Genomic DNA, 2,027 nt, shown 5'->3' with positions numbered 1-2,027 from the left:
GATCCGGACCCGGCCCACGGGCAGCCGCGGACGCGCCACCCTCCCCGCCAGGGACGAGCAGAACTCGTGACCCGCGTCCTGCAGCAGTCTCGCCAGCTCCCGCGCCTCGGCGGTCCCACCCAGGACGAGGATCACCGCTCCGACCCCGGCGGCAGGGACGGCATCTCCGGCGCGCCCTCGCGGGCCAGCTCCAGCAGGGCGTCCAGGTCGAGGTGCTCCACCGCCAGATCACCCAGCAGGTCCAGTCGCCTCTCGCGTGCGGCGGCGAAGTCCACCCCGGAGGGTTCGCGGACCCGGCCGACGCGGGCCGCCACCTCCGCGAGGTAGGCCTGACGGAACCCGTCGGACTCGAGGCTCCCGTGCCACATGGTGCCCGCCACACCGTCGCGCCTCGCGCCCCCGAGGAACTCGGGGTCCGCGCCGAGGCCGATCCGCCCGTGGTGGATCTCGTACCCGGCCGCCGCGTGACCGAGCGCCTCCCCGGTGGGCAGACGCAGGACCTTCTCCGGCCCGAACTCCGTCTCCACGTCCAGCAGCCCGAGCCCGTCGACCTCCGCGCCCTCGGGACCCTCCACCCCCTCCGGGTCCCGGACGAGTCGGCCGAGCATCTGGAAGCCACCGCAGATGCCGAACACCGACCCCCCGGCGTGGGCGTGGTCGATCACCGCGCGGTCCAGACCGCGGGAGCGGAGCCAGGCCAGGTCGTCAATCGTCGCGCGCGTGCCGGGCAGGACCACCAGGTCCGCGCCCCGGACGGTCCGGGGGTCGGTGACGAACTCCACGTCGACGTCCGGCTCCAGCCCCAGCGCGTCGACATCGGTGAAGTTGCTGATCCGGGGCAGCCGGATCACGGCGACCCGCAACGCCCGGCCGGGGTCGGCGCGGCGACCGCCGATGTCCAGCGCGTCCTCGGAGTCGAGCCACACGTCGGGGCTCCAGGGCAGCACTCCGTGGACCCGCCGTCCGGTGAGCGCCTCGAGGTGGTCCAGCCCCGGTGCGAGGAGCGAGGGGTCACCGCGGAACTTGTTGACGACGAAGCCTGCGACGAGCCGCTGGTCGGCGGCATCCAGTAGTGCCACCGTGCCGTACATCGCGGCGAAGACCCCGCCGCGGTCGATGTCGCCCACCACGACCACCGGCATGTCGGCGTGACGGGCCAGGCCCATGTTGACGTAGTCACCGGCACGGAGGTTGATCTCGGCAGGACTGCCCGCGCCCTCGCACAGCACCAGGTCGGCCCGGTCGGCCAGGTCGTCGTATGCGGCATGGGCGGCGGTGGCCAGATGCACGCGACCGTCGACGAAGTCCCTGGACGAGACCGTCCCGGCGGGGCGGCCCATCACCACCACGTGGCTGCGCCGGTCGCCGCCCGGCTTGAGCAGCACCGGGTTCATCGCCACCTCGGGCTCGGCGCGTGCCGCGAGGGCCTGGATCCACTGCGCGCGGCCGATCTCCCCGAAGCCCGCCGGACCCCGGACGACCATCGAGTTGTTGGACATGTTCTGCGCCTTGAACGGCGCGACCCTGATGCCCCGCCGGGCGAACGCCCGGCACAGCGCCGTCACCACCACGCTCTTGCCGGCATCCGACGTGGTGCCGGCGACGAGGAGGGAGGCTGCCATGGGGATCGATCCTAGCCGCGCCCTCCCCCGCCCCCGCCGAGGTGCTCCGCCGACGCGACGACGGGCCGCGACGGTTAGGGGGACCCCGCGTTCCTGCTGGTGACACGCCCGCCAAATGCCCAGCTCAGAACGTATTTGAGATCACTGCGGACAAATGCGCTACGGCGGTTCGCAATATGGCACGCTCGGCCTCGTGCAGTTGTCCAGGTTCTCCGATCTCGCGCTCCGCGCCCTCATGCGTCTCGCCGTGGCCGACGGGCGCGGGGACCGGATGACCGCCGGGGGCATCGCCGAGTCGGTGAACGCGTCGACGAGCCACGTGGCCAAGACCGTCTCCCGGCTCGTGGAGCTCGGCCTCGTCGAGTCCCGGCGGGGCCGGGGCGGTGGTCTCGCGATCACCGAGGC

At 73.2% G+C, this 2,027-nt stretch carries 3 protein-coding genes; 1 reads left to right on the top strand and 2 read right to left on the bottom strand.

Going from position 1 to position 2,027, the window contains the following annotated elements; translation table 11 throughout:
- Positions 1-135, bottom strand: a 135-nt coding sequence (locus IY392_RS02245; protein WP_194860403.1) for a precorrin-6A/cobalt-precorrin-6A reductase, incomplete at its 3' end; no start/stop codon positions are given.
- Positions 132-1,622 (bottom strand): cobyric acid synthase, encoded by a 1,491-nt coding sequence (locus IY392_RS02240; protein WP_194860402.1) that lies wholly within the window; start codon positions 1,620-1,622, stop codon positions 132-134. The genes IY392_RS02240 and IY392_RS02245, both read right to left, overlap by 4 nt.
- A gap of 193 nt (positions 1,623-1,815) precedes the next feature.
- Here IY392_RS02240 and IY392_RS02235 point away from each other — a divergent pair.
- On the top strand, positions 1,816-2,027 hold a 212-nt coding region (locus IY392_RS02235), incomplete at its 3' end, for an Rrf2 family transcriptional regulator (RefSeq protein ID WP_194860401.1).

The sequence above is a fragment of the Dietzia sp. SYD-A1 genome (genome assembly GCF_015356725.1).
GTDB lineage: Bacteria > Actinomycetota > Actinomycetes > Mycobacteriales > Mycobacteriaceae > Dietzia.
Note: the sequence above shows the minus strand (reverse complement) of the source record. Positions and strands in the feature narration are given on the sequence as shown.